The sequence below is a fragment of the Pseudomonas sp. LBUM1668 genome, assembly GCF_059695715.1.
Map to the genome: position 1 here is coordinate 5,689,135 of NZ_CP166787.1, position 18,942 is coordinate 5,708,076.

General features: G+C 59.2%; 17 protein-coding genes. 4 read left to right on the plus strand and 13 right to left on the minus strand.

Features of this window, described 5'->3' with window-relative positions; translation table 11 throughout:
• Positions 1-28: 28 nt before the first annotated feature.
• The 3 genes from ACA061_RS25680 to ACA061_RS25690 all read right to left on the minus strand — a co-directional run bounded on the left by ACA061_RS25680 (position 29) and on the right by ACA061_RS25690 (position 3,263).
• Positions 29-1,393, minus strand: coding sequence for an aspartate aminotransferase family protein (locus tag ACA061_RS25680; RefSeq protein ID WP_210553423.1), 1,365 nt, complete (start codon positions 1,391-1,393; stop codon positions 29-31).
• A 56-nt stretch (positions 1,394-1,449) separates the two neighbouring features.
• The gene (locus ACA061_RS25685) at positions 1,450-2,808 is read right to left on the minus strand and encodes a glutamine synthetase family protein (RefSeq protein ID WP_129395970.1); all 1,359 of its coding nucleotides are present in this window, start codon (positions 2,806-2,808) and stop codon (positions 1,450-1,452) included.
• A gap of 95 nt (positions 2,809-2,903) precedes the next feature.
• Positions 2,904-3,263, minus strand: a complete 360-nt coding sequence (locus ACA061_RS25690; protein ID WP_497300261.1) for a gamma-glutamyl-gamma-aminobutyrate hydrolase family protein — start codon at positions 3,261-3,263, stop codon at positions 2,904-2,906.
• 278 nt (positions 3,264-3,541) lie between these two features.
• Between ACA061_RS25690 and ACA061_RS25695 the strand changes: the two genes are divergently transcribed.
• Together ACA061_RS25695 and ACA061_RS25700 are read left to right on the plus strand one after the other, a co-directional pair.
• The gene (locus ACA061_RS25695; protein ID WP_150604743.1) at positions 3,542-4,918 is read left to right on the plus strand and encodes a glutamine synthetase family protein; all 1,377 of its coding nucleotides are present in this window, start codon (positions 3,542-3,544) and stop codon (positions 4,916-4,918) included.
• 257 nt (positions 4,919-5,175) lie between these two features.
• Positions 5,176-5,802, plus strand: a complete 627-nt coding sequence (locus tag ACA061_RS25700) for a TetR/AcrR family transcriptional regulator (RefSeq protein ID WP_210553421.1) — start codon at positions 5,176-5,178, stop codon at positions 5,800-5,802.
• A 139-nt stretch (positions 5,803-5,941) separates the two neighbouring features.
• On the opposite strand, the gene ACA061_RS25705 is transcribed toward ACA061_RS25700, so the two are convergent.
• The 8 genes from ACA061_RS25705 to ACA061_RS25740 all read right to left on the minus strand — a co-directional run bounded on the left by ACA061_RS25705 (position 5,942) and on the right by ACA061_RS25740 (position 13,178).
• Positions 5,942-6,157: a TOBE domain-containing protein gene (locus ACA061_RS25705; protein WP_003229256.1), complete on the minus strand. Its 216-nt coding sequence runs from the start codon at positions 6,155-6,157 to the stop codon at positions 5,942-5,944.
• Positions 6,158-6,184: 27 nt separating this feature from the next.
• On the minus strand, positions 6,185-6,991 hold the full coding sequence (ssuB, locus tag ACA061_RS25710) for an aliphatic sulfonates ABC transporter ATP-binding protein (protein WP_150616799.1): 807 nt from the start codon (positions 6,989-6,991) through the stop codon (positions 6,185-6,187).
• Positions 6,988-7,770 carry an aliphatic sulfonate ABC transporter permease SsuC gene (gene ssuC / locus ACA061_RS25715; RefSeq protein WP_150616800.1) on the minus strand — a complete coding sequence of 261 codons (783 nt, stop codon included), beginning with the start codon at positions 7,768-7,770 and terminating at the stop codon, positions 6,988-6,990. Before ssuC ends, ssuB begins: the two co-directional genes overlap by 4 nt.
• 8 nt (positions 7,771-7,778) lie before the next feature.
• A complete protein-coding gene (ssuD, locus tag ACA061_RS25720) occupies positions 7,779-8,927 on the minus strand; it encodes an FMNH2-dependent alkanesulfonate monooxygenase (protein ID WP_042561643.1) in 1,149 nt (382 codons plus the stop codon).
• A 25-nt stretch (positions 8,928-8,952) separates the two neighbouring features.
• Entirely contained in the window at positions 8,953-9,918 is a 966-nt protein-coding gene (locus ACA061_RS25725; protein ID WP_497300262.1) for a sulfonate ABC transporter substrate-binding protein, read from the minus strand.
• Positions 9,919-10,008: 90 nt separating this feature from the next.
• Positions 10,009-10,602, minus strand: a complete 594-nt coding sequence (ssuE, locus tag ACA061_RS25730) for an NADPH-dependent FMN reductase (RefSeq protein WP_042561645.1) — start codon at positions 10,600-10,602, stop codon at positions 10,009-10,011.
• Positions 10,603-10,887: 285 nt separating this feature from the next.
• Positions 10,888-11,526: a peroxiredoxin gene (locus ACA061_RS25735; protein ID WP_150604748.1), complete on the minus strand. Its 639-nt coding sequence runs from the start codon at positions 11,524-11,526 to the stop codon at positions 10,888-10,890.
• A 296-nt stretch (positions 11,527-11,822) separates the two neighbouring features.
• A complete protein-coding gene (locus tag ACA061_RS25740) occupies positions 11,823-13,178 on the minus strand; it encodes an OprD family porin (protein WP_210553418.1) in 1,356 nt (451 codons plus the stop codon).
• 417 nt (positions 13,179-13,595) lie between these two features.
• Between ACA061_RS25740 and tauA the strand changes: the two genes are divergently transcribed.
• Positions 13,596-14,528, plus strand: coding sequence for a taurine ABC transporter substrate-binding protein (gene tauA, locus ACA061_RS25745; RefSeq protein WP_228734181.1), 933 nt, complete (start codon positions 13,596-13,598; stop codon positions 14,526-14,528).
• 146 nt (positions 14,529-14,674) lie between these two features.
• Here the strand turns inward: tauA and argA are convergent, their stop codons facing one another.
• On the minus strand, positions 14,675-15,973 hold the full coding sequence (argA, locus tag ACA061_RS25750) for an amino-acid N-acetyltransferase (RefSeq protein WP_210700643.1): 1,299 nt from the start codon (positions 15,971-15,973) through the stop codon (positions 14,675-14,677).
• A 239-nt stretch (positions 15,974-16,212) separates the two neighbouring features.
• Positions 16,213-17,358 carry an acetylornithine deacetylase gene (gene argE, locus ACA061_RS25755; RefSeq protein ID WP_210553417.1) on the minus strand — a complete coding sequence of 382 codons (1,146 nt, stop codon included), beginning with the start codon at positions 17,356-17,358 and terminating at the stop codon, positions 16,213-16,215.
• Between the two features lie 155 nt (positions 17,359-17,513).
• On the opposite strand from argE, the gene ACA061_RS25760 reads away from it, so the two are divergent.
• Entirely contained in the window at positions 17,514-18,884 is a 1,371-nt protein-coding gene (locus tag ACA061_RS25760; RefSeq protein WP_210700644.1) for a CYTH domain-containing protein, read from the plus strand.
• The last annotated feature ends 58 nt before the right edge of the window (positions 18,885-18,942 follow it).

The following is an 18,942-nucleotide window of genomic DNA, read 5'->3' on the forward strand; positions in this document are numbered from 1 at the left end:
CGGGGCTTTCCCGCACAAAGCCTAGCACTTAGCCCTGCAACGCACTGAGGGTCAGGTCCAGACACTTGCGTGCCTTTGTAACCAGCTCGTCGATCTCCGCTTTGCTGATTACCAGCGGCGGCGCGATGATCATGGTGTCGCCCACGGCGCGCATGATCAGCCCGTTGTCGAAGCAGAACTGGCGACAGATCATGCCTGCGCCCTTGCCCTCGTAACGTTTGCGAGTGCCCTTGTCCTGCACCAGCTCGATCGCCCCCAGCAGACCGACCCCGCGAACTTCACCCACCAACGGGTGATCGTTCAGTTCCCGCAGACGTTTCTGCAAATACGGTGCCGTTTCGTTGTGCACGTTCTCGATAATCTTTTCGTCGCGCAGGATGCGGATGTTTTCCAGGCCCACGGCCGCCGCCACCGGGTGACCGGAGTAGGTGAAACCGTGGTTGAAATCGCCGCCTTCGTTGAGCACCGCGACGACTTCGTCGCGCACGATCAGGCCACCCATCGGGATGTAGCCGGAGGTGAGGCCCTTGGCGATGGTCATCATGTCGGGCTTGAGGTCGTAGAAATCGCTACCGAACCACTCACCGGTACGGCCGAAACCACAGATCACCTCATCCGCGACGAACAGGATGTCGTACTTGGCGAGGATTTCCTTGATGCGCGGCCAGTAGCTGTCGGGCGGAATGATCACGCCGCCGGCGCCCTGGATCGGCTCGGCAATAAAGGCACCGACGTTGTCGACGCCGACTTCGAGAATTTTCTCTTCCAGCTGATTGGCCGCCCAGAGACCGAATTCTTCCGGGGACATGTCGCCGCCTTCAGCGAACCAGTACGGCTGGCCGATGTGGACGATGCCCGGGATCGGCAAGTCGCCCTGCTCATGCATATAGGTCATGCCGCCCAGGCTCGCGCCGGCCACAGTGGAGCCGTGATAACCGTTCTTGCGGCTGATGATGACTTTCTTGTTCGGCTGGCCCTTGATCGCCCAGTAGTGGCGAACCATGCGCAACATGGTGTCGTTGCCTTCAGAGCCGGAACCGGTGAAGAACACGTGGTTCATGCCTGCTGGCGCGATGTCGGAGATGGCCTTGGCCAGTTCCAGTGCCGGCGGGTGAGCAGTCTGGAAAAACAGGTTGTAGTACGGCAGTTCGCGCATCTGTTTGCTGGCGGCATCGGCCAGTTCATCGCGACCGTAACCGATGGCCACGCACCACAGACCGGCCATGCCGTCGAGGATCTTGTTGCCTTCGCTGTCCCACAGGTATACGCCCTTGGCGTTGGTGATGATCCGCGGGCCCTTCTCTTTCAGCTGCTTGAAATCGCTGAACGGGGCCAGGTGGTGGTCGCTGCTCAGCGCTTGCCACTCACGGGTTTGCGGGTTGTTGCTGGTCATGCCAATTCTCCTTGTTATCGGTGAAGGCGCGGCGGCTGACCACCGCGCCCGGCGTATCAGACGGCGAAGAGCAGGTATTCACGCTCCCACGAACTGATCACGCGCTTGAAGTTTTCATGCTCGGCCCGCTTGACCGCGACGTAGCCTGTGATGAAAGTTTTGCCCAGATATTTCTCGACGGTCGAGCTGTTTTCCATGCGCTCCAGCGCATCCTCGATGGTCAGCGGCAGGCGCAGGTTGCGGCGTTCATAGCCACGACCCACCACCGGCGCGCTCGGGTTGAGGCCCTCGACCATGCCGATGTAACCGCAGAGCAGGCTCGCGGCAATCGCCAGGTACGGGTTGGCGTCGGCGCCCGGCAGACGGTTTTCCACGCGGCGGTTCTGCGGGCCGGCATCCGGGACGCGCAGGCCCACGGTGCGGTTTTCTTCGCCCCACTCCACATTCACCGGCGCCGAGGTGTCCGGCAGGAAGCGGCGGAACGAGTTGACGTTCGGGGCGAACAGCGGCAGCAATTCCGGGATCAGCTTCTGCAGGCCACCGATGTGGTGCAGGAACAGCTGGCTCATGGTCCCGTCTTCATTAGAGAAGACGTTTTTGCCGGTCTCGATGTCGATGATGCTCTGGTGCAAGTGCATGGCGCTGCCCGGCTCACCGGTCATCGGCTTGGCCATGAACGTGGCGGCCACGTCGTGCTTGAGCGCGGCTTCGCGCATGGTGCGTTTGAACACCAGGATCTGGTCGGCCAGCGACAGCGCGTCACCGTGACGGAAGTTGATTTCCATCTGCGCGGTGCCGTCTTCGTGGATCAGCGTGTCGAGATCCAGCTCCTGCAACTCGCACCAGTCGTAGACGTCTTCGAACAGCGGGTCGAATTCGTTAGCCGCTTCAATAGAGAACGACTGACGACCGATTTCCGGACGCCCGGAGCGGCCGATCGGCGGCTGCAACGGGTAGTCTGGGTCGTCGCTGCGCTTGGTCAGGTAAAACTCCATCTCTGGCGCCACGATCGGCTGCCAGCCCTTGTCGGCGTAGAGTTTGAGTACCTTCTTGAGAACGTTGCGCGGCGACAGCTCGATCGGGTTGCCTTGCTTGTCGTAGGTGTCGTGGATCACCTGAGCGGTTGGCTCGATGGCCCACGGCACCAGGTACACGGCGTTCTGGTCGGGGCGGCAGATCATGTCGATGTCAGCCGGATCGAGCAGTTCGTAATAGATGTCGTCTTCGACGTAATCGCCAGTCACGGTCTGTAACAGAACGCTTTCGGGCAGGCGCATGCCTTTTTCGGCGATGAACTTGTTGGTCGGCGAAATCTTGCCCCGGGTGATACCGGTCAAGTCGGCGATCATGCATTCGACTTCTGTGATCTTGTGGTCTTTCAACCAATCGGTGAGCTGGTCGAGGTTGTTACTCATAAATGCCTCTGGGCTGAGTCTCCTGACATGACGTCAGGCAAAGTTTGACGCTTGCGCGTCGCGTTAAAGGGGGTTTGCTTGCGCGCAGTGCCGGCTTACGCCCGGCACCGCGCATAGACAATGAAAGAGGAGCTTACCTGCCCTTTACGCTGGCGTTGCATTTCCTGTGCACAACCGGCACGTGCAGAATCATGAGCACGGCTTGAAAAGCGGCACAGGCTTTGTGAAAGAAAGAGATCTATATTGGAAGGAGACACCATAAAGAGGATGGCTTCCCGTGCGTCCAGAATATCGGACGTTGCCGTTTCGGCGACTGCTGTGGACGAGAACATCGTCGGCAGCCTGCGAGCCTTGTTGGCTGCGCTATGCACGGACGATTCGCCACTGATGTGATAAGCATGCAGACCGGACTGTTGCGAGCAGTCGGTGACGCCGATTATCGACAGGCGAGACATGAAGCACCCCGGTATTATTGCTGTTATGGGTTTGATCGGAGCTTAGCCTTGTTCATTTTTTTACACAACACCCCCGTAAAAAATACAACACGGCCTGCTCAAGCCTGCGGATGCCAAGCGTCACAAGGGCTAAAAACCGCCCGAAAATGCCCCATAAACGCCCTTGCAGCGCTTTTTTAGGGCAAAAAAGGCCTCGCTTGACTTCGGCAGGCCGTTCGGGTTGACTGAAACCAGAAAAGATCAATGATTGATATTTTTAACAACAAAGGTGTTGCATCATGTCGGTACCCCCGCGTGCCGTTCAGCTCAACGAAGCGAACGCGTTCCTTAAGGAACATCCTGAGGTTCTGTACGTTGACCTTCTGATTGCGGATATGAATGGTGTGGTGCGCGGCAAGCGCATTGAACGCACCAGCCTCCACAAGGTTTACGAGAAAGGCATCAACCTGCCGGCCTCTCTATTTGCTCTGGATATCAATGGTTCGACGGTGGAAAGCACCGGTCTGGGCCTGGACATCGGCGACGCCGATCGTATCTGCTATCCAATCCCCGATACCCTGTGCAACGAGCCATGGCAGAAGCGCCCTACCGCGCAACTGTTGATGACCATGCACGAACTCGAAGGCCAGCCGTTCTTCGCTGACCCGCGTGAAGTACTGGCTAATGTCGTGCGCAAGTTCGATGAAATGGGCCTGACCATCTGCGCCGCGTTCGAGCTCGAGTTCTACCTGATCGACCAGGAGAACGTGAACGGTCGTCCGCAACCACCACGCTCACCGGTTTCCGGCAAACGTCCGCACTCGACTCAGGTTTACCTGATCGACGACCTGGACGAATACGTCGATTGCCTCCAGGACATTCTGGAAGGCGCCAAAGAGCAAGGCATTCCAGCCGACGCCATCGTCAAGGAAAGTGCCCCGGCGCAGTTTGAAGTGAACCTGCACCACGTCGCCGACCCGATCAAGGCATGCGACTACGCGGTACTGCTCAAGCGGCTGATCAAGAACATCGCCTACGACCATGAAATGGACACCACCTTCATGGCCAAGCCTTACCCTGGCCAGGCGGGCAATGGTCTGCACGTGCACATTTCGATTCTGGATAAAGAAGGCAAAAACATTTTTGCCAGCGAGGATCCCGAGCAGAACGCCGCGCTGCGTCACGCGATCGGCGGTGTGCTCGAGACCCTGCCCGCGCAGATGGCTTTCCTCTGCCCTAACGTCAACTCGTACCGTCGTTTCGGCGCACAGTTCTACGTGCCGAACTCGCCGTGCTGGGGCCTGGACAATCGCACCGTGGCGATTCGCGTACCAACCGGCTCGGCCGATGCCGTGCGGATCGAACACCGCGTTGCCGGTGCCGATGCCAACCCGTACCTGCTGATGGCTTCGGTGCTGGCCGGCGTGCATCACGGCCTGACCAACAAGATCGAGCCGGGCGCGCCCGTCGAAGGCAACAGCTACGAGCAGAACGAACAAAGCCTGCCGAACAACTTGCGCGATGCCCTGCGTGAGCTGGACGACAGCGAGGTGATGGCCAAGTACATCGATCCGAAATACATCGATATCTTTGTCGCCTGTAAAGAGAGCGAGCTGGAGGAGTTCGAACACTCCATCTCCGACCTCGAGTACAACTGGTATCTGCATACCGTTTAAGCGGATTGCAGCTACAAAGAAACGCCGTTGGCTATCACAGCCTGCGGCGTTTTTTTATGGCCTCTGTGGCGAGGGGATTTATCCCCGATCGGCTGCACAGCAGCCGTAAACCCTGAGAACCAGTTATTCCTGATACACCAAGCTGAATGGCTTTGGGGCCGCTTCGCAGCCCATCGGGGATAAATCCCCTCGCCACAGGTCGGCAGACAACACACAAACCGGCTCGTACAATGCCCGCTGCCCCGCAGGAGACTTTCATGACGCGTCCCGCCCCCGTCCGTAAACCCCGTGCCCGCAGTCAGGCGCGGATCGACTCGATACTCGACGCCGCGCGCACGTTGCTGGCCGCCGAGGGTGTGGCCAGCCTGTCGATCTACAGCGTGGCCGAGCGCGCGCAGATTCCGCCCTCTTCGGTTTACCACTTCTTCGCCAGCGTCCCGGCGCTGCTTGAAGCCCTGACGGCGGATGTGCACGCGGCATTCCGCGCCTGCCTGCAAGCGCCGATCGATCACGATGCCCTGCGCGACTGGCGCGACCTGTCGCGGCTGGTCGAACAGCGGATGCTGGAGATTTACGACGAAGACGCCGCCGCCCGCCAGTTGATTCTCGCCCAGCATGGCCTGACCGAAGTCACCCAGGCTGACCGTCAACACGACATCGAACTGGGCGACCTGATGCACAAGCTGTTCGACCATCACTTCGAACTGCCGAGGCTGCCGACCGACGTTGATGTCTTTGCCCTGGCGATGGAATTGGGCGACCGGGTTTATGCGCGCTCGGTGCAGCTACATGGGCAAATCACGCCACGCATGGCCGAGGAAGGGATGCGCGTGTTTGATGCTTATATCGGGTTGTATTTACCGCCCTATCTGCCTAAACGCTAAAAGATCGCAGCCTTCGGCAGCTCCTACATCTGGAATGCGTTCACCTGTAGGAGCTGCCGAAGGCTGCGATCTTTTGATCTTCAAACAAATGAAAACCCCGAAGGGCTCACACCCTCCGGGGTTGTTTTTTATCACCGGCTTACAACTTGGCGATCGATACCTCGGTGGATTTCACAAAGGCGATCACTTCGCTGCCGACCACCAGTTCCAGCTCTTTTACCGAGCGCGTGGTGATGACCGAAGTGACGATGCCGGAAGCGGTCTGCACGTCGATTTCCGACAGCACGTCGCCCAGGACGATTTCCTTGATCGAGCCTTTGAACTGGTTGCGTACGTTGATGGCTTTGATAGTCATGGCAATGATTCCTGTCGTTTGCTTGAGTTATTGCGCCCAACGCAACTGCGTAGGCAAGGGTGAAACGGGTTCCGGCGCCGGCGGCTCGCCGGGCAGGGACAACACTCGGTTGAGCACTTCGGTTTCCAGCGCCGCCAGCCGATGCGAACCGCGTACCCGTGGGCGCGGCAGTTCGATGTGCAGGTCGAGGCCGACCTCGCCGTCCTCGATCAGAATCACCCGGTCGGCAATCGCCACCGCTTCGCTGACGTCGTGGGTGACCAGCAACACCGTGAAACCGTGTTGCTGCCAAAGGCGTTCGATCAGTTGCTGCATCTCGATGCGGGTCAGCGCATCCAGCGCGCCGAGCGGTTCGTCGAGCAACAGCAGACGCGGCTTGTGAATCAAGGCTCGGGCCAGAGCGACCCGCTGCTTCTGCCCACCGGACAAGGCTGCTGGCCATTCATTGGCGCGATCCGCCAGGCCGACCGCTTCCAGTGCAGCCAACGCTTGTGGGCGCCAGTTGCCTGTGAGCCCGAGGCCGACGTTGTCGATGATCTTTTTCCACGGCAACAGCCGTGCTTCCTGGAACATTAATCGGGTGTCTTCCCGCGCATCGCTGAGCCGCGCAGCACCTGCGAGCAAGTCGCCGCCAGTCGGCTGATCGAGGCCGGCAAGCAAACGCAGCAAGGTACTTTTGCCGCAACCGCTGCGCCCGACCACAGCAACAAACTGCCCTGCCGGGATGTGCAGATCGATATCGCGCAGCACCTGCCGGGTGCCGAAGGTTTTTTGCAGATTGCGCACTGCCAGCGGAATCCCGCGCAGCAGGCGTGGAGGTTGTTGAGCGGTCATGCTGCACCTCCTTTGGCAACCTGATAGGCCGGGTGCCAGCGCAGCCACACACGTTCAAGTCCACGTGCCGCGAGGTCGGCGAGTTTGCCGAGTACCGCGTAAAGCAGAATCGCCAGCACCACCACATCAGTCTGCAAAAACTCCCGGGCATTCATCGCCAGATAGCCGATGCCGGAGCTGGCAGAAATGGTTTCGGCGACGATCAGCGTCAGCCACATAAAGCCCAGGGCGAAGCGCACACCGACCAGAATCGAAGGCAACGCACCCGGCAGAATCACCTGCCAGAACAGGCTGAAGCCGCTCAACCCGTAACTGCGCGCCATCTCGACCAGCGCCGGGTCGACGTTGCGGATGCCGTGATAGGTGTTGAGGTAGATCGGGAACAACGTGCCCAACGCCACCAGAAAAATCTTCGCCGACTCGTCGATACCAAACCACAGAATCACCAGCGGAATCAGCGCCAGATGCGGCACGTTGCGGATCATCTGCACCGAACTGTCGAGCAAGCGTTCGCCCCACTTCGACAGACCGGTGATGAAGCCCAACACCAGACCGATGCTGCCGCCGATGGTGAAGCCCAGCGCGGCGCGCCAGCCGCTGATTGCCAGGTGCGTCCAGATTTCGCCGCTGCGCACGAGACTCACACCGGCCTCGATCACGGCCACCGGTGCCGGCAGAATCCGTGTCGACAACCAGCCCGCCGACACCGACAACTGCCACACCGCCAGCAGCAACACCGGCAACGCCCAGGGCGCGAGGCTGTGGATGACTTTCTTCATGGCGCGCCTCAGCTCTGCGACGCGGCTTTGGGAAGAATGTCGTTGGCGACCATCTCGCCGAACGGACTGACATAACCGGCGCTTTTCGGCAGTTCCGGGCGCTCGATGTCGAGGTGCGGGAACAGCAGTTCGGCGACGCGGTACGACTCTTCGAGGTGTGGATAACCGGAGAAGATGAAAGTGTCGATGCCCAGATCCGCGTATTCCTTCACGCGAGCAGCCACGGTCGGACCGTCACCAACCAACGCCGTCCCGGCACCACCGCGCACCAGCCCCACGCCGGCCCACAGGTTGGGACTGACTTCGAGGTTGTCACGACTGCCGCCGTGCAATGCGGCCATGCGTTGCTGGCCGACCGAATCAAAGCGCGCCAGGGAAGCCTGGGCACGAGCAATGGTGTCGTCGTCCAGATGCGAGATCAGCCGATCCGCCGCTTGCCAGGCTTCAGCATTGGTTTCGCGAACGATCACATGCAGACGAATGCCGAAGCGCACGGTGCGTCCGAGCTTGGCGGCTTTGGCACGTACCTGTTCGATTTTCTCCGCCACTGCTGCGGGCGGCTCGCCCCAGGTCAGAACCATTTCGACCTGTTCGGCAGCCAAATCCTGCGCCGCTTCCGAGGAACCACCAAAGTACAGCGGCGGACGCGGCTGCTGGATCGGCGGATAGAGCAACTTGGCGCCCTTCACGCTGATGTGCTGACCGTCGTAATCAACGGTTTCGCCTTCCAGCACACGGCGCCAGATGCGGGTGAATTCCACCGAGGCTTGATAGCGCTCCTCGTGACTGAGGAACAGACCGTCACCGGCCAATTCTTCCGGATCACCACCGGTCACCAGATTGAACAACGCCCGCCCGCCAGACAGGCGATCCAGCGTCGCAGCCTGACGCGCAGCCACCGTCGGGGAAATGATCCCGGGGCGCAGGGCGACCAGAAACTTCAGTCGCTGGGTCACCGGGATCAGCGACGCCGCCACCAGCCAGGAGTCTTCGCAAGAGCGACCGGTAGGGATCAGCACACCGCCGAAGCCCAGACGATCCGCCGCTTGCGCGACTTGTTGCAGATAGCCGTGGTCGACCGCGCGGGCGCCTTCGGAGGTGCCAAGGTAATGGCCGTCGCCGTGGGTAGGCAGGAACCAGAAAATATTGAGGCTCATGGAGTGGTCTCCTTGGGGATTCGAATTACTGCGCGTTGGCCACAGCGGCCGGTGGGGTCCAGATCACATCCTTGATGCTCAACGGCTTGGGAATCAGCTTGAGCTGGAAGAACGTGTCAGCGATTTTCTGTTGCGCGGCGACCACTTCCGGGGTCAGGAACAGCGCACCGTAGCCCTGGCGTTTGACCGAGGTCAGGGTGATGTCCGCCGGCAGACCGAGCAGTGGCGCGACCTGTTGGGTCACGTCTTCAGGATTGGCCTGCGACCACTCCCCAACCGCGCGCACTTCTTCGACGAGGGCTTTGATCACCTCGGGATTTTTCTGTGCGTAAGGTTTGGTTGCGAGATAGAACTGGTGGTTGTCGACGATGCCTTTGCCGTCACGCAGGGTGTGCGCTTGCAGCTGTTTCTCGGCGGCCGCCTGGTACGGATCCCAGATGACCCAGGCATCAACGCTGCCACGCTCGAAAGCGGCGCGGGCATCGGCCGGCGGCAGGAATACGGTTTGGATATCGGTGTATTTGAGTCCGGCGTCTTCCAGTGCGCGCACCAGCAGGTAGTGGACGTTGGAGCCTTTGTTCAGCGCGACTTTCTTGCCCTTGAGATCGGCCACCGATTTGATCGGCGAGTCTTTCGGCACGAGGATCGCTTCGCTGTTCGGCGCTGGCGGCTCGTAGGCGACATAGAGCAGATCGGCACCCGCCGCCTGGGCGAATACCGGTGGCGTTTCACCCGTCACGCCGAAGTCGATCGAACCGACGTTCAAGCCTTCGAGCAGTTGCGGGCCACCGGGAAATTCCGTCCATTGCACGTCGACGCCTTGGGCGGACAGACGTTTTTCAAGAGCACCCTTGGCTTTGAGCAGCACCAGCGTGCCGTACTTTTGATAACCGATTCGCAACGTCTCGGCTTGAGCGTGAGTGATGGCGCCGAAGGACACAGCCGCAGCAAACAGAGCGACCAGACCACGACGCAAAAATACAGTGCGCATAGCGCTCTCCTTTTTGCTGTTGGGTTTTGGCTGCACCTGCTTGCCCGTTAGCGGGCGAGTAAGGCCAGTTACATCAAGTTTCGGTGTGGCTCAAATGCTCCAGCGAGCACTCAACAAGCGTTCGTTCAACAGGCCCGGCTCCAGCGGTTTCGGCCGGCGGGCCATGGCACTGACAAATTGATCCAGCGCTTCATGCAGTCGCTGTTCCAGCGCCGGAGCCAACTGCGCCTGGGCACTGCCTTCGCCATAAGCGATCTGGCTGTCCTCGGCAAAAATCCCCTGGAGCATTTCCTGGGCTTTCAATGCCGACAGCACTGGCTTGAGGGCGTAGTCGACCACCAACATGTGGGCGATGCTGCCGCCGGTGGCCATCGGCAAAACAATCTTGTGATTCAAGGCACGTTCGGGCAGCAGATCGAGCACAGTCTTCAGGGCGCCAGAAAACGAGGCCTTGTACACCGGGGTAGCGATCAGCAAGCCGTCGGCGTTTTCAATCTGTTGCAAAAGATCGAGCACTTTCGGGCTATCAAAACGAGCGTGGAGCAGATCTTCGGCCGGGAAATCCCGTACCTGATAACTCACCACTTCCACCCCTTGCTGCTGCAACCAGCGCTGCGAGCGATCCAGTAGAACTCCAGACCGGGAGCGCAGGCTGGGACTGCCACCGAGTGAGACGACCAGCATTGAGACGATTCCTTAAGCGTTACAGGCGATTCGCAGGTTGCGATCTCGCTTCAATGTGAGTGACCTTACCAGCTGATTTATATATCCATAAATCATATTTATTCATTTGGTTATGCATTTTTGAGATATACGTTTCAGCCTTCTCCAGACGAAAAAAAAGGCCGTCGAAACGGCCTGAAATCCCCTGCTATGTGGATGCCTCAAAAAGATCGCAGCCTTCGGCAGCTCCTGTATTGGAATGCGTTTCTTCCTGTAGGAGCTGCCGCAGGCTGCGATCTTTTGATCTTAACGATTGGGCTGCGGCGTCAGGCGCAGATAAGGTTTTACCGCGCGATAACCTTTCGGGAAGCGCTGTTTGATCTCTTCTTCATCCTTGAGCGACGGCACGATCACCACTTCATCACCGTCCTGCCAGTTGGCCGGGGTGGCCACTTTGTAGTTGTCGGTGAGTTGCAGCGAATCGATCACCCGCAGAATCTCGTGGAAATTGCGCCCAGTGCTCGCCGGATAGGTGATGGTCAGGCGAATCTTCTTGTTCGGATCGATCACGAACAGCGAACGCACGGTCAGGGTGTCATTGGCATTCGGGTGGATCAGGTCATACAGATCCGAGACTTTGCGATCGGCATCGGCCAGGATCGGAAAGTTGACGACAGTGTTCTGGGTTTCGTTGATGTCTTCGATCCACTTGTGGTGCGAGTCCACCGGGTCTACCGACAGCGCGATGGCTTTGACGCCGCGCTGGCTGAATTCATCCTTGAGCTTGGCGGTGAAGCCCAGCTCGGTGGTGCACACCGGGGTGAAGTCCGCCGGATGGGAAAACAGCACGCCCCAGCTATCGCCTAGCCATTCGTGAAAACGAATCTTGCCGGCGCTGGAGTCTTGCTCGAAATCGGGGGCGATGTCGCCGAGTCTGAGGCTCATGGTGCTGCTCCTGATGAGTGGGTGGAGACCTCAACTGTAGCTTGGCTTTTATGCTTCTGAAAAAGAATATATAACTAGACATGTATGCCTTTCAGGAATATTAAACTTCTGTTCACTGGACGCCCGGCCGCATCGCGACGAACATCGTTCGCAAGGTTCGAGAAGGCCTTGAGTTGCTGTAAAGAGGGAAATGTCGGGACAGGCTTACGGGGGTGGGCCTGACCCGGAAACGCAAAAGCCCCGTCCGGCGCGATGCCGGACGGGGCTTTTTTACATCAGCGGTTCGACGCGCGCTTTTACAGCAGCGGTAACGAGTAGCTGAGGATCAGGCGATTTTCATCCTGGTCGCGCTGACCGGCAATGTCGGTGCGCCACGAAGCGTTTTTCCACATGAAGCCTACGTTCTTCAACGGGCCTTCCGGGATGACGTACGCAACGGTCAAATCGCGTTCCCATTCGGAAGCGCCGTTAGACGTTTGGACGCGGCCGGCGTTGTAGGTATCGACGTTATCGCCACGCAGATAAACCATGCCAGCGGTCAGGCCAGGCACACCCACCTTAGCGAAGTCATAGGAATATCGTGCTTGCCAAGTGCGCTCGCCGGCACGGCCGAACTTCTGGATTTGCATGTCGGTGATGGTGTAGTTCGACGATCCGTCGCCCTGGTTCAGCCAAGGGAAGTCGCTGCTACCGTTACTTACCTGATAACCGCCACCAAATGTGTGACCGGCAACGGTGTAAAGGAACAAGCCGCTGTACAGGTTGTTGTCGACTTTACCGCGACCATTGGCGAAACCGGCGTAGCTACCGCTGCTGAAGTAAGCAGGAGTGTTGCCGTTTGCACCGTCGTCGGAACTGTTGAAGTAACGCAAGTCAGACTTCAGCACGCCCGGGCCGATTGCCCAGTTGTGAACCAGACCCAGGAAGTGTTGCTTGTAGAAATCTTCCAGGTTGCCGTAGTAGTACTGGGCAGTCAGGTCTTTGGTGATTTTGTAGTCACCACCGCCGTAGATGAACTTGTTGCTGTTCACTGTACGCGCTGCTGCGCCACCGATAGACAGCTGTTCATTGTTGCTGGAGTTACGACCTTTGGCGTGCTCGATCTGACCACCGATCAGGGTCAGGTCTTTGATTTCGCCAGAGGTGATCTGGCCGCCCTGCCAGGTTTGTGGCAACAGACGACCGTCGTTGGTCACGATAACCGGCAGTTTTGGCTGCAGAGTACCCAGCTTCAATTCAGTCTGGGAGATCTTGGCTTTGGCAGTCAGGCCCAGGCTGGAAAAGTTATCAACGGCTTGGCCATTGGATTCGCTTGGGAAAACAGTGCCGCCGTAAGCGGTACCTGGGTTGCCGTTAGCGGCAACGTTGCCGTTGGTACCGCCGCCCGAATCCAGACGCACGCCCAGCAGGCCGATGGCATCGATACCGAAACCGACGGTGCCTTGGGTGTAGCCGGAAATGAAACGCAGATCGAAGCCTTGGCCCCACTCTTCGTTGCGACTAGGTTCGGCAGTACCGTTACGGTTATCCGTGTTGATGTAGAAGTTACGCAGCCCCAAAGTTGCCTTGCTGTCTTCGATGAAACCGGCGGCGCCTGCCTGCTGCGCCATAACCCCTACGGCCACAGCCAGGGCCAAGGTGGACTTGTTCATGTAAAGCTCCTCTCGTTCTAATTCTTGTGTTCCTGGCCCGGGGTCTGATGCCCTGGATCCTAAGATGCGCGATTAGCGCCAGACCGTGACCAACAAGTCAATCGTAACTATGTGTGTCTACGACCATGGTCTAATCGCCGTGATTTGGTCCGTGCAGAGTAAAGATTTCCTGATAAAGCCAAAAAGAATTTATTCATCCTTTTTCATATCATTTCGGAATATGGCCATTAGCTGGCCATCTACGCCGGGATACAGCGTATCGGCGACTAAGCTCATTCCTAAATGGTATTTGTTGACCTTTTTTTAGATCGATTAGCTTTGGCGCAACCCCAATACGTCAAACCCTTTCGAAAAGGCGGCGCCATGATGGCGAAATGCGCACTATCCAGTCAATTTGTTACAGTTTGTGTATCGGCAATGATTTGTTTTTCCGCCCACGCGGCCAACCTTACGGTCGGATACCAGACCGGTATTGATCCGAGCAAAGTCCCCCAGGCGGACGGCGTCTACGAGAAAACCATCGGCGAGAAAATCGACTGGCGCCGCTTCAACAGTGGCCCGGAAGTTGTGACAGCCATTGCTTCCGGCGACGTGCAGATCGGCAACCTCGGCTCCAGCCCTTTGGCGGCTGCCGCTTCACGTAATTTGCCGATCGTCGCGTTCATCGTTTCCGCACAAATCAATGCTGCCGAAGCCCTGGTGGTGCGTAATGGTAGCGGCATCGATACCCCGCAGGATCTGGTCGGCAAGACCATCGCAACGCCGTTTGTTTCCACTTCCCACTACAGTCTGCTCGGTGCGCTCAAGCACTGGGGGCTGGACGCCTCGAAAGTCAAAGTGGTGAACCTGCAACCCGCGGAAATCGCCGCCGCGTGGAAGCGTGGGGACATTGATGGCGCGTTTGTCTGGTCACCGGCACTGGGTGAAATCCGCAAAACCGGCAAGCCCCTTACGGACGCCGCGCAGGTCGGCCAGTGGGGCGCACCAACCTTTGAGGTCTGGGTGGCGCGCAAGGATTTCGCCGAGAAGCATCCTGATGTCGTGGCCAAATTCGCCAAGGTTACGCTGGATTCGTTTGCTGACTATGCGGCGCATAAGGACACCTGGACGGCTGACTCGGTCCCGGTACAGAAAATCGCCAAATTGACCGGCGCCAATGCCGCCGATGTGCCGGAACTACTTGCAGGCTCGGCCTTCCCGGATGCCCAGGCACAGCAAACCACGGCGCTGCTGGACGGCGGCACGGCGAAAGCGATTGGGGAAACGGCGAAGTTTTTGAAGCAGCAGGGCAAGGTCGAAACGGTACTGCCGGATTATTCACCCTACGTCAGCGCGAAGTTTGTGCAGTAACGCGTAACCCAATGTAGGAGCTGCCGAAGGCTGCGATCTTTTGATCTTGTTTTTTGAGACCAAAATCAAAAGATGGTCCGATCGCGGCCCGAGCCTTCGGCAGCTCCTACACAGGTCCCATTCAGGCCCCGCATTGGGGCTTTTTATTAAAGGGACTTTTCGAAGATCTTCGAATTACGTTGATAGTTGTACAGCGACGCCCGAGCCGCTGGCAGACGCTCGACACTGCTCGGTTCGAAACCACGCTCGCGGAACCAGTGCGCGGTCCGCGTGGTGAGGACGAACAGCGTCTTCAAGCCCTGCGCCCGAGCGCGGGTCTCGATGCGCTCCAGCAATTCGTCGCCGCGCCGGCCATGGCGATACTCAGGGTTCACCGCCAGACACGCCAGCTCACCCGCATCCGAATCAGCAATCTGATACAGCGCCGCACAGGCGATGATCATGCCTTCACGCTCAACCACGCTGAACTGCTCGATCTCACGCTCCAGCACTTCACGCGAACGACGCACCAGAATCCCTTGTTCTTCCAGCGGGCTGATCAAGTCGAGCAAACCGCCGACGTCTTCAATCGCCGCCTCGCGCACCAGTTCGAATTGCTCCTGGGCTACCAGCGTACCGCCACCGTCACGGGTGAACAGCTCGGTCAGCAATGCGCCATCCTCGACGTAACTGACGATATGGCTGCGCGCTACACCGCCACGGCAGGCTTCGGCGGCGGCATCCAGCAGTTCCGCCTGATAGTTGCTGCCCAGACGCTGCAAGTGCGCCGGCACTTGTTGCGGACGCAGTTCGCGGACCAATTTGCCGTTCTCGTCGATCAGGCCGAGGTCGGCGCCGAACAGCAGCAATTTGTCTGCACCCAGATCGATGGCGGCGCGGGTGGCGACGTCTTCGCAGGCAAGATTGAAAATCTCACCGGTCGGCGAATAGCCCAGCGGCGACAGCAGCACGATCGAACGCTCATCGAGCAAACGATTGATACCCTTGCGGTCGACCCGGCGCACTTCACCGGTATGGTGATAGTCGACGCCTTCGAGCACGCCGATTGGCCGTGCGGTCACCAGATTGCCGCTGGCCACGCGCAGGCGCGAGCCCTGCATCGGCGACGAAGCCATGTCCATCGACAACCGCGCTTCGATGGCGATGCGCAACTGGCCGACCGCATCGATCACACACTCAAGGGTCGCGGCATCGGTGATGCGCATGCCGTGGTGGTAATGCGGAGTCAGGCCGCGGGCGGCGAGACGGGCTTCAATCTGTGGGCGCGAACCATGCACCAGCACCAGCCGCACGCCGAGGCTGTGCAGCAGCACCAGGTCGTGGACGATGTTGCCGAAATTCGGATGATCGACGCCGTCGCCGGGCAGCATGACGACGAAGGTGCAATCGCGGTGGGCATTGATGTAGGGAGAAGCGTGACGAAGCCAATTAACGTATTCGGGCATGAACCTGGGCCTGTAATAAATAGCAGCCGGAAAAAAGGGCGAAATGGAAAACGCACAGCGGGCTGATGGTTATCGTCGGAACAGGCTTGGCGACACGCGCGCTCTCCTCATGAATACGGGTTGGGTTGCCGGCAATTTAACGGTCTGCCCCTGTAGGAGCTGCCAAAGGCTGCGATCTTTTGATCCTCAACAAAACATCAAAAGATCGCAGCCTTCGGCAGCTCCTACAAGAAATGCGTTCAATTCTTCAGGCAGTAATGTTCAATCAACTGTCGCAATAGATGCACGGTAGGCTGCAAACGTGACATTTCAAGGTATTCGCCCGGTTGATGCGCACAGGCAATATCACCGGGGCCGAGCACAATCGTTTCGCAGCCAAGGCGCTGAAGATAAGGCGCTTCGGTGCCGAACGCTACTGCTTCGGCAGTGTGGCCGGTGAGCTTTTCGGCGATCCGCACCAATTCGGCGTCCGCGTCCTGCTCGAATGGCGGCACTTCCGGGAACAATGGCTTGTAGTCGATCTTCACCTGATGCCGCTCGGCAACCGGGTTGAGCTTGCGCAGAATCTCCGCCCGCAGGACTTTCGGGTCCATACCCGGCAACGGCCGCAGGTCGAACTCCAGCGAACACTGGCCGCAGATGCGGTTGGGGTTGTCGCCGCCATGGATGCAGCCGAAATTCATGGTCGGTTGCGGCACGCTGAATTGCGGATTGTTGTATTCGCGCTGCCACAGCAGGCGCAGACCGCGCAGTTCGCCGATGGCATCGTGCATGGCCTCAAGGGCGCTGTGCCCCAGGCGCGGGTCCGACGAGTGCCCGCTCTGCCCAAGGATGTCGATGCGTTCCATCATGATGCCTTTGTGCATGCGAATCGGCTTGAGCCCGGTCGGCTCGCCGATCACTGCCGCGCGGCCCAGCGGTCGCCCGGCCTCGGCCAGCGCGCGAGCGCCGGACATCGAGCTTTCTTCATCACAGGTGGCGAGGATCAGCAGCGGTTGCTTGAACGGCTGATCGAGCAGCGGCAGCACGGCGTCGATGATCAGGGCGAAGAAGCCCTTCATGTCGCAACTGCCCAAACCAACCCAGCGGCCGTCGACTTCAGTGAGTTTCAGCGGGTCGGTCTGCCATAAGGCGTCGTCGTACGGCACCGTGTCGCTGTGCCCGGCCAGCACCAGACCGCCAGGGCCGCTGCCGAAACTGGCGAGCAGATTGAATTTGCCGGGGCTGACCTGTTGGATATCGCAGCTGAACCCCAGATCACCCAGCCATCCCGCGAGCAAATCGATCACTGCCCGGTTGGATTGATCGAGGTTCGGTTGGGTACAGCTGACCGACGGCGCGGCGATCAGCGCAGCGAACTGGTCTTGCATGGACGGCAAAGGCATCGCTGACTCCAACTCCCGATTTGAAGTCCATCATAGAACCATCCGGCGTCAGGAATAAACCGCCGCAGGGCGTAGGACGAATCAGTCCTGTACACTGCACGGCCTTGGCAGCCACATATTCCCCGGCTGCGCTCCCGATCCTGGATTTTCCGGCCATGCAAAAAGAAACCGAAATCAAACTCCGCGTCAGCCGCGAAACCCTCGCCGCCCTGCGCGAGCACCCTCTTCTCAAGAAACGCAACAAAAGTGGCTGGGAACGCCGTGAGTTGATGAATCAGTACTTCGACACCCCGGAGCGTGATCTGGCCCAGGCCAAAGTTGCCCTGCGCCTGCGCAAGGACGGCGACGAGGTGATTCAGACCCTCAAGACCCGTGGCCAGAGTGTCGCCGGTCTGTCCGAGCGTAACGAGTACGACTGGAAACTGCCGAAAGCCAAGCTCGACGTGAAGAAACTCGACGGCGAATGCTGGCCAGAGTCGCTGGCCGAGCTGGACAAGAAAACCCTGAAGCCAATCTTCACCACCGATTTCGTCCGCGAGCGCGCCGAAATCGCCTGGGGCCGCGGCAAGAGCAAAGTGGTTATCGAAGCGGCGCTGGATCTCGGTCACGTCGTGGTTGGCAAACAGAAAGAAGAAATCTGCGAGCTGGAACTCGAACTGCGCGAAGGCGAGCCTGAAGCGTTGCTGGAACTGGCCGCTGAACTGGCACAAACCCTGGCCCTGATGCCGTGCGACATCAGCAAGGCTGAGCGCGGCTACCGCTTGTACGACGCCAACAGCTACTCGCTGAGCCTGCCGGCGCCGCAACTGACGGTCGAAACCCAACTGGACGACGCCTTCGCCGCACTGTGCTGGCATTTGCTCGGCAGCAGCCAGCGTCTGGCCGAACAATATCGTTTCAACGGTCACTGGCGTTTGTTGCAGGACTGGGTCGAGAACCTCGCGGAAATGCGCGCTCTGCTCAGCAGCCTCGGCCAGGCCGCACCGCGTCCTTCGACCCACGACCTGCGCGTGGCCCTCGATGCACTGCTGGAAGACTGGCGCCCGCTGGTTCAAGTCGGTATCGAGGACGAAGACGTGCGCAAAGCCGCGCCGGAGCAGTTCCTTGAAGAGCTGGAAGACCCACGCTGGGGCCAGTTCTCGCTGACCGCTTCGCGCTGGCTGCTGGCTCGCAGCTGGACCGCTGACCGTAATGTGCGTGGCAACCGTCAGGGTGGCGCGCAGTTGCACAGCTGGTTGCCGCGCCTGCTCGGCGAAGAAGCCACGGCCCTGCAATTGCAGCGTTATCAGCAGCAGCCGGAAGATCTGGCTGAACAGCTGCCGCGTATCGAGCGCATTCAGGTCTGGCTGCACCACGCCCGCAATGTACTGGAGATCCCGGAAATGGATCGTCTGTACGGCGAGCTGAACAAGTTGGCGCAACTAGCCAACGAGCCGACGATCACTGACGAACTGCTCGATGCACGCAAGCAGCAGGCGATTGCGGTTTATCAGAATCGTGCGTGGAAAATGCTGCTGCGTATGTAATACCGCCATCGCTGGCAAGCCAGCTCCCACAGGGTTTGATGTTGAAATGTAATTTGTG

Coding starts and splice junctions, on each gene's coding strand:
- ACA061_RS25725 (WP_497300262.1), bottom strand. CDS start 9,918: ATGCGCACTGTATTTTTGCGTCGTGGTCTGGTCGCTCTGTTTGCTGCG.
- argA (WP_210700643.1), bottom strand. CDS start 15,973: ATGCCCGAATACGTTAATTGGCTTCGTCACGCTTCTCCCTACATCAAT.
- ACA061_RS25735 (WP_150604748.1), bottom strand. CDS start 11,526: ATGAGCCTCAGACTCGGCGACATCGCCCCCGATTTCGAGCAAGACTCC.
- ACA061_RS25695 (WP_150604743.1), top strand. CDS start 3,542: ATGTCGGTACCCCCGCGTGCCGTTCAGCTCAACGAAGCGAACGCGTTC.
- ssuD (WP_042561643.1), bottom strand. CDS start 8,927: ATGAGCCTCAATATTTTCTGGTTCCTGCCTACCCACGGCGACGGCCAT.
- ACA061_RS25700 (WP_210553421.1), top strand. CDS start 5,176: ATGACGCGTCCCGCCCCCGTCCGTAAACCCCGTGCCCGCAGTCAGGCG.
- ACA061_RS25685 (WP_129395970.1), bottom strand. CDS start 2,808: ATGAGTAACAACCTCGACCAGCTCACCGATTGGTTGAAAGACCACAAG.
- ssuB (WP_150616799.1), bottom strand. CDS start 6,991: ATGACCGCTCAACAACCTCCACGCCTGCTGCGCGGGATTCCGCTGGCA.
- ACA061_RS25705 (WP_003229256.1), bottom strand. CDS start 6,157: ATGACTATCAAAGCCATCAACGTACGCAACCAGTTCAAAGGCTCGATC.
- ACA061_RS25760 (WP_210700644.1), top strand. CDS start 17,514: ATGCAAAAAGAAACCGAAATCAAACTCCGCGTCAGCCGCGAAACCCTC.
- ssuE (WP_042561645.1), bottom strand. CDS start 10,602: ATGCTGGTCGTCTCACTCGGTGGCAGTCCCAGCCTGCGCTCCCGGTCT.
- argE (WP_210553417.1), bottom strand. CDS start 17,358: ATGCCTTTGCCGTCCATGCAAGACCAGTTCGCTGCGCTGATCGCCGCG.
- tauA (WP_228734181.1), top strand. CDS start 13,596: ATGATTTGTTTTTCCGCCCACGCGGCCAACCTTACGGTCGGATACCAG.
- ACA061_RS25690 (WP_497300261.1), bottom strand. CDS start 3,263: ATGTCTCGCCTGTCGATAATCGGCGTCACCGACTGCTCGCAACAGTCC.
- ACA061_RS25740 (WP_210553418.1), bottom strand. CDS start 13,178: ATGAACAAGTCCACCTTGGCCCTGGCTGTGGCCGTAGGGGTTATGGCG.
- ACA061_RS25680 (WP_210553423.1), bottom strand. CDS start 1,393: ATGACCAGCAACAACCCGCAAACCCGTGAGTGGCAAGCGCTGAGCAGC.
- ssuC (WP_150616800.1), bottom strand. CDS start 7,770: ATGAAGAAAGTCATCCACAGCCTCGCGCCCTGGGCGTTGCCGGTGTTG.